At 64.7% G+C, this 6,128-nt stretch carries 7 protein-coding genes and 1 pseudogene; 4 read left to right on the top strand and 4 right to left on the bottom strand.

The features are described 5' to 3' along the window. Both VML93_RS11970 and VML93_RS11965 read right to left on the bottom strand, forming a co-directional pair. A partial coding sequence (locus tag VML93_RS11970) for a wax ester/triacylglycerol synthase domain-containing protein (protein ID WP_325610814.1) occupies positions 1-259 on the bottom strand: 259 nt, incomplete at its 3' end. 21 nt (positions 260-280) lie between these two features. Next, positions 281-1,789 carry an NAD(P)/FAD-dependent oxidoreductase gene (locus VML93_RS11965; RefSeq protein ID WP_325610811.1) on the bottom strand — a complete coding sequence of 503 codons (1,509 nt, stop codon included), beginning with the start codon at positions 1,787-1,789 and terminating at the stop codon, positions 281-283. 281 nt (positions 1,790-2,070) lie between these two features. Between VML93_RS11965 and VML93_RS11960 the strand changes: the two genes are divergently transcribed. Then, positions 2,071-2,955, top strand: coding sequence for a cyclopropane mycolic acid synthase family methyltransferase (locus VML93_RS11960; protein ID WP_325610809.1), 885 nt, complete (start codon positions 2,071-2,073; stop codon positions 2,953-2,955). Here VML93_RS11960 and VML93_RS11955 read toward each other — a convergent pair. Both VML93_RS11955 and VML93_RS11950 read right to left on the bottom strand, forming a co-directional pair. Continuing rightward, positions 2,939-3,358: a hypothetical protein gene (locus VML93_RS11955; protein WP_325610808.1), complete on the bottom strand. Its 420-nt coding sequence runs from the start codon at positions 3,356-3,358 to the stop codon at positions 2,939-2,941. The two genes, VML93_RS11960 and VML93_RS11955, sit on opposite strands and share 17 nt — an antisense overlap. A 71-nt stretch (positions 3,359-3,429) precedes the next feature. Then, on the bottom strand, positions 3,430-4,287 hold the full coding sequence (locus VML93_RS11950; protein ID WP_325610812.1) for an SDR family oxidoreductase: 858 nt from the start codon (positions 4,285-4,287) through the stop codon (positions 3,430-3,432). 154 nt (positions 4,288-4,441) lie between these two features. On the opposite strand from VML93_RS11950, the gene VML93_RS11945 reads away from it, so the two are divergent. The 3 genes and pseudogenes from VML93_RS11945 to VML93_RS11935 all read left to right on the top strand — a co-directional run. Next, positions 4,442-5,518: a dihydrodipicolinate reductase gene (locus tag VML93_RS11945; RefSeq protein ID WP_325610807.1), complete on the top strand. Its 1,077-nt coding sequence runs from the start codon at positions 4,442-4,444 to the stop codon at positions 5,516-5,518. Next, complete coding sequence (locus tag VML93_RS11940; RefSeq protein WP_325610805.1) at positions 5,515-6,012, top strand: VOC family protein; 498 nt, start codon at positions 5,515-5,517, stop codon at positions 6,010-6,012. The genes VML93_RS11945 and VML93_RS11940 overlap by 4 nt, the downstream gene beginning before the upstream one ends. Next, positions 6,009-6,128: pseudogene (locus VML93_RS11935) on the top strand (SDR family NAD(P)-dependent oxidoreductase); the annotation flags it as partial. The gene VML93_RS11940 and the pseudogene VML93_RS11935, both read left to right, overlap by 4 nt.

The following is a 6,128-nucleotide window of genomic DNA, read 5'->3' as shown; positions in this document are numbered from 1 at the left end:
AGCCCGATCGCCGCACGTGGTAGTCAAGGTCGACGTCCTTATCGGACGACCAGGCCAAGTTGGTGAACGCACCGTGAAATCCCATCGGACGCTTGCGGAATAACGGTGCTACGTCATGGCACTGCAACATGGCCTGATGGGCCTCGCGGACGAAATTCCGTCCCGCACCGGGCGGTGGGGTGAACAGCTGCAGCGCGCCGACGTGCAGCGGATGCTCGCGAGACTCAGCCGTCAAGAACAGCGAGTCGATCGGTGCCATCAGGTCCATGTGTGCTCCTCGTTAGCCGACCAATGCCGGCTGGCGTGTGACCTCCTGTGCCGACTTGGAGGACGTGGTGAAACGAAGGTGGTCGTCGTCGACTGGCCCCTCGCGCAACATCTTTCGGTCCACGCGGTAATCCATGCTGGTCCGCCATGGACCCTCGGTGCCCTGGTGGGGCATCGTGCCGGCAGCCCGCCTGGCGTAGCCGGAGGTGATTTCCAGCAACGGCCGTGTCGGCATCGACTCGGGCAACTGCGGGTAACAGATATCGTAGCCGTGCGCGTCCATGTGAGCCAACAGACGGCAGAAGTGTTCACTTATCAGCCCGACCTTCAACGTCCACGACGAGTTGGTGTAGCCGAACACGTAGGCGAAGTTGGGGACGTCGCTGAGTAGAAAGCCTTTGAACGCAACCTTTTTCGGAATATCGACGGCAACACCGTCCACCGAGAGCTTGATTCCGCCGAAGGCCAGCAGGTTCAGGCCGGTGGCGGTCACGATGATGTCGGCTTTCAACTCACGCCCGGATTGCAGCCGGATTCCGTCCTCGGTGAAGGTGTCGATCTGGTCGGTGACCACCGAGGCACGTCCGTCGCGGATGGCCTTGAACATGTCGGCGTCCGGCACCGCGCACAGTCGTTGGTCCCACGGGTTGTAGGCGGGCCTGAAGTGCTCGTCGACGGGATATCCGGCCGGCAGCTGCTTGGCGTTGAGGTGACGGATCAGTCGCCGGGCGGCCCCGGGGAACTGCTGGCAGAACCGGAAGATGAGCCGTTGCTTGGCGACGTTCTTCTGCCGCGTGACGGCGTAGGCCCGGTCGCGGCCGATCAGCTTGGGGAGGGTGTTGGCGATGCGGTCCTCGGAGGGCACCGGCACGATGTAGGTCGGCGAACGCTGCAGCATGGTGACGTGCCCGGCGGTCTCGGCCATGGCCGGCACCAGCGTGACCGCAGTCGCGCCGCTACCGATGATCACAACCCGCTTGCCGCTGTAGTCCAAGTCCTCCGGCCAGTGCTGGGGGTGCACGATCTGTCCGGCAAACCGTTCCCGGCCCGGGAATTCCGGGGTGAACCCCTCGTCGTAGCGGTAGTAGCCGCTGGCGCTGAAGAACCAGCCGCAGCTCATGGTGATGCGTTCGCCGGTGTCGGTGCGCTCCATCTCCACCAGCCAGCGGGCGTCCGGCGTGGACCACGCCGCTTCGATCACCTTGTGGCCGAAGCGGATCGCACTCCGGATGTCGTTCTCGGCCACCGTCTCCCGCAGGTAGGACATGATCGCGCCGGCGCTGGCGATCGCCTTCGGGTCCTCCCACGCCTTGAACTCGTAGCTGAACGTGTGCAGATCGGAGTCCGAGCGAATCCCGGGGTACCGGAACAGATCCCACGTTCCACCGATCTCGTCGCGGGCCTCCACGATGGCAAATGTCTTGCCCGGCTGCATGGTCTGCAGGTAGCGGGCGGCGCCGATACCCGAGATGCCCGCGCCGATGATCAACACGTCGACGTGCTCGATGCTGGTGGAGTTCATTGGTGTGTCCTGTCCGGGTGTGAGGCCTGCCCCACGAACTTCCTCGTGCGCGGAGCGGTGGAGTAACCACTGAACACACTTTGCGGCAGGACAACGGCCCGCGTCTTGACACTGCAGGACAGTTTTTTGACATTAGAGGACATAGCTGCTGGTTCGCTGCGGGCTGCTGCCGAGCGAGTGATTGTTTGGCCTGCGCGGCTGCGGGGTAACTATGCGGAGCTGGGCATGGGGTGGCCGTGTCACCGCGGGGGGCCGGTGGGTCCGGAAAGGCACGAAAATTCATGGCTCAGGAGCTGGTGCCCCATTTCGACAATGTGCAGGCGCATTACGACCTATCCGACGACTTCTTCCGCCTGTTCCTCGATCCGACCCAGACCTACAGTTGCGCCTACTTCGAGCGCGACGACATGACGCTGGAAGAAGCCCAGATCGCCAAGATCGATCTGTCGCTGGGCAAACTGGGCCTGCGGCCCGGCATGACGCTGCTCGACATCGGCTGCGGCTGGGGGGCAACCATGCGCCGGGCCATCGAGAAGTACGACGTGAACGTCGTCGGATTGACGTTGTCGGAGAACCAGGCCGACCACGTGCAGAAGTCGTTCGACGAGATGGACAGCCCACGCAGCAGGCGGGTGCTGCTGGACGGGTGGGAAGCATTCAGTGAGCCGGTCGACCGGATCGTATCGATCGGCGCGTTCGAGCACTTCGGCTACGACCGCTACGACGACTTTTTCAAGATGGCCTACAGCGTGCTGCCCGACGACGGCGTGATGCTGTTGCACACGATCACGGTCCTCACCGGAGACGAGATCGCCGAACGCAAGCTACCCATTTCGTTCTCGCATGTCCGCTTCGCCAAATTCATCATGACCGAGATCTTCCCGGGCGGCCGGTTGCCGGCGGTCCAGAAGGTGGAGGACCACTCGTCGAAGGCGGGCTTCCGGCTGTCCCGGCGCCAGTCGCTGCAGCAGCATTACGCCAAGACCCTCGATCTGTGGGCGGCGGCGCTGCAGGCGCGCGAGGCCGAGGCCGTCGAGATCCAGTCCGACGAGGTCTACGAGCGCTACATGAAGTACCTGACCGGCTGCGCCGAGTCCTTCCGGGACGGCTACATCGACGTCAACCAGTTCACCCTGGAGAAGGCTTCCGTCAGCCGACGGGTTTGACTCCCGCGTTGGAGAGGGCGAAGCCACGACCCGAGGTGACGGTGCAGGTGACGCCCGTTTGCTCCGACCGGCAGTTGAAGGGTCCCAGTCCGGCGGTGAGGCCGTAGGCCAGGGTCGGCGTGCCTTGGCCCGCATTGCCCAGGCAGTTCATGCCGTTGCAGGTCTTGAACACGCCGTTGGCGGGCATGTGCACAGATTGCGCCGGCGATTCGCTCTGGCAGTACGTTTCGTCGGAGATGCCACTGCCGCGTTGGTAGCTGATTTCGCAGCCGATGTTGTGCGACGGCAAATAGAACGAACACCAGGTCGCCGTACAGACCGGATTTTCCGCGGCGGCCGGCGGAACGCCGACACCGCAGCCCACGACGATCATTCCCATTGCTGCGACGAGTGCGCGTTGCATAACCCCTCCCCAATTGTCCGTCGGAAGGTATCAGACCCGACGTCCGACGGAGTTGGTTTTGCTGAAGCCGGTTACAGCAAATCGGTGATCGTCTTCAGGCCCGCGTCGTAGAGGACGCCGGGCAACATCCCGCCGTCGCACTCGATGGTGGTGCCGTTGACGAAGTCCGCCTGTCCACTTGCGAGGAAGACGCAGACCCGGCCCACCTCCGCGGGCTCGCCGGCGCGGCGCAATGGGACGGCGGCGAAATACTTCTCGCCGGTCGGATCGTCCTTAGGCAGCACGAACGACCGGAAGTTCTCAGTCATCGTCGGGCCCAACGCGACACAGTTGACCCGGACCTTCGGTCCCCATTCCTCGGCCAGCGACCTGGTGAGGTGGTTGAGCCCGCTCTTGGCGGCGCCGTAGGAGACCAAAGTTGGTGACCCTGCGGGATGTCCGGCGCCACTCGAGATGTTGATGACGCAGCCGGTGCCGTCCTGGGTGCGCATCTGCCGGTAGGCGCGGATGGCGAACCAGAGCGGGCTGATCAGGTTCATCTGCACAGCGAACGCGTGGAACAGTGCCGTGCGCTCATATTCGTCGTCGCTGCGGGGCGCGCCCTGCATGCGTTGGACGAGTTTTGGAATGCTCTCCGCGTGGGGTGCGGGGACGGTTCCGCCAGCGTTGTTGACCAGAATGTCGATGCGGCCGTGGGTGGCCACGACGTCGCTGACGAACGAGTCGATCGAGTGGCAATCGCCTTGGTCGCAGACCTTTTGCGAGGCACGGGGTGCCCAGTCTGCGTCGATGCCGGGGATGGTGTCCAGCGGCGAGCGCGAGCAGCCGATGACGGTGGCGCCGGCACGTAGCAACTCGTGGGCGATGCCGACTCCCACGCCCCGGCTGGTACCCGTAACGATCGCGATCTTGCCGTCCAGGACGCTCATCGTCATCGCCCTTCCTATGCTCGGTTGACAGTGACTGCCATTCAGTCATAGCGTGCCAGTACCGCCGAGCAGACGCAAAAGCACCCGCCACGCCGCGCCTGCGGGTGCTTTTGCTAGAGCTTGTTGAAGCTCGCCACTATCCGGGAGGTCACTAATGAGTCAACCGCTTCGTGTCATCCAGTGGGCGACCGGCGGCGTCGGCAAGGCCGCGATCGAGTGCGTGCAGAACCACCCGCAGCTGCAGCTGGTCGGGTGCTGGGTGCACAGCGCGGATAAGAGCGGCCGCGACGTCGGCGAGATACTCGGCACCGCTCCGCTCGGGGTCACCGCCACCTCCAGCATCGACGAGGTGCTGGCGCTGGACGCCGACTGTGTCATGTACAGCCCGCTCATTCCCAAAGACGAAGAGGTCGTTGCGATTCTGCGGTCCGGCAAGAACGTGGTGACCTCGGTCGGCTGGGTATACCCCGACCTGAGCAACCCGGCTGTCCAGGCCGTTGCCGACGCCGCGCTTGAAGGCGGCGTGACGCTGCACGGGTCGGGCATCCACCCCGGCGGCATCACGGAGCGGTTCCCGCTGATGCTGTCGTCGCTGTCGTCGGCGGTCACCCACGTGCGCGCCGAGGAGTTCTCCGACATCCGCACCTACAACGCCCCGGACGTGGTGCGCCACATCATGGGCTTCGGTGGCACCCCCGAAGCGGCCATGCAGGGACCCATGGCCGGCCTGCTCGAAAACGGGTTCAAGATGTCGGTGCGAATGATCGCCGACCACGTGGGATTTCGCATCGATCCGAACATCAGGACCATTCAGGAGATCGCCGTGGCGACCTCCGACATCGACTACGACCCCTTCCCGATCACCGCGGGAACCGTGGCTGCGCGCCGGTTCCGCTGGCAGGCCCTGGTCGACGGCGAGCCGGTCATCACCGCGGCCGTCAACTGGCTCATGGGCGAAGACAACCTGGACCCGGCCTGGGATTTCGGCGGACTCGGCGAACGTTTCGAGGTCGAGATCACCGGCGACCCGGACGTGAGCCTCACCTTCAAGGGACTGCAACCAGTGACGATCGCCGAAGGGCTGCAACGCAATCCCGGCGTCGTCGCCACTGCCAACCACTGCATCAACGCCATCCCCGACGTGTGTGTCGCCGAACCCGGCATCAAGACCTATCTTGACCTGCCGTTGTTCGCGGGGCGTCCGGCGTCCAATCTCGCGGCGACGTTATGACGGTGCTCAATGACGTGTCGTTCTTTCACCTCGTCGTCGGGGTCACCGACATGGACCGGGCGCTGGCTTTCTACCGGGATGTGCTGGGCATGGAGGTCGTCTTCGAAACCCTCATCTCCGGAGAGCCTTTCGACGCGGCGCTGCACGCGAAGCGGAAGCAGGAGGGCCGGGTGGTCGGCGGACTGCTGGGCGGGCTCATGGTCGAACTGTTGTCGCTCGGCGCCGGCGCGCCCGATCAGAAGCCGCCGCGTCGCGGCATCACCGGGATCCACAACATGTCGCTGTCGGTCCCCGATCTCGACGACGCCCACCGCTGCATCACCGAGGCGGGGTATACACCCGACCAGGAACCGTTCGAAATCGGCGGGGTGCGAATGTTTTTCGTCAAGGACCCGGACGGAACCGCGGTGGAGTTCATCGAGCTGCCCGGCGGTGTGCGCAGCACCTACGAGATGCATCGCGGCGTGCGGCTGCAGATGGGTCCGACCGGATGAGCTACTCCCACCCAGACTCGATGAGGGGGCATGTCGCGATCGTCACCGGCGCGGCGCAGGGCGTGGGCAAGGGCATCGCCGCCGCGCTGCTGGAGCGTGGCGCGTCGGTGCTGCTG

It is taken from the genome of Mycobacterium sp. (genome assembly GCF_035499775.1).
Taxonomy (GTDB): domain Bacteria; phylum Actinomycetota; class Actinomycetes; order Mycobacteriales; family Mycobacteriaceae; genus Mycobacterium.
Note: the sequence above shows the minus strand (reverse complement) of the source record. Positions and strands in the feature narration are given on the sequence as shown.

What these genes read in the sequence shown, in the direction of transcription:
- VML93_RS11955 (WP_325610808.1), bottom strand. Translation starts at nt 3,358, where the DNA reads ATGCAACGCGCACTCGTCGCAGCAATGGGAATGATCGTCGTGGGCTGC.
- VML93_RS11965 (WP_325610811.1), bottom strand. Translation starts at nt 1,789, where the DNA reads ATGAACTCCACCAGCATCGAGCACGTCGACGTGTTGATCATCGGCGCG.
- VML93_RS11960 (WP_325610809.1), top strand. Translation starts at nt 2,071, where the DNA reads ATGGCTCAGGAGCTGGTGCCCCATTTCGACAATGTGCAGGCGCATTAC.
- VML93_RS11940 (WP_325610805.1), top strand. Translation starts at nt 5,515, where the DNA reads ATGACGGTGCTCAATGACGTGTCGTTCTTTCACCTCGTCGTCGGGGTC.
- VML93_RS11950 (WP_325610812.1), bottom strand. Translation starts at nt 4,287, where the DNA reads ATGAGCGTCCTGGACGGCAAGATCGCGATCGTTACGGGTACCAGCCGG.
- VML93_RS11945 (WP_325610807.1), top strand. Translation starts at nt 4,442, where the DNA reads ATGAGTCAACCGCTTCGTGTCATCCAGTGGGCGACCGGCGGCGTCGGC.